Genomic DNA, 594 nt, shown 5'->3' on the forward strand with positions numbered 1-594 from the left:
CTACCCGCCACCCTGGCCCGCCCCCACGGCAACCAGCTGGCCTACCAGATGCCGGGCATGGACCAGCCGTTTCGCAAGCATCAGCACTCGTTCGCCGTCTCCCGCCTCTGGCTGTTCGACGGCAAGCAGCATCACCAGCTGACCGAAGACAGGGTGGCCGCCAGCGATCCGGTCTGGGATGAGCAGGGCAAGCAGCTTTACTACCTGAGCGAGCGCAGCGGCGATTTCAACGTCTGGCAACGGGATCTGGCCAGCGGCCAGGATCGCCAGCTCACCCGCTTCAAGGGTCACCCGGTGCGCGGTCTCAGTGCATCCCGCCAGGGGGATCTGGTCTGGTCCTGGCAGGGGGAGCTCTACCGCCTCGATGCTGGTAGCGACACCCCGCGCAAGCTCGCCATCCAACCGCTGTTCGCCAAGGTGCCGGCCGAACAGAGCTGGCAGCCCGGCCCCATCGACGAGGCCATCGCCCGCCAGGACGGAGAAGAGGTGATCCTGGTCAGCCAGGGGGATCTTTACGCGGTCGACACCCAGCGCGAGCGGGTACGCCAGCTCACCCGCCACCCCAGCGAGCAGTCAGCGCCGCGCTATCTGGAT

At 67.3% G+C, this 594-nt stretch carries 1 pseudogene; it reads left to right on the forward strand.

From position 1 onward, the window contains the following. Positions 1-594: pseudogene (locus BN1143_RS00680) on the forward strand (S41 family peptidase); the annotation flags it as partial.

The organism is Aeromonas dhakensis (assembly GCF_000820305.1).
GTDB classification, from domain to species: Bacteria; Pseudomonadota; Gammaproteobacteria; order Enterobacterales; family Aeromonadaceae; genus Aeromonas; species Aeromonas dhakensis.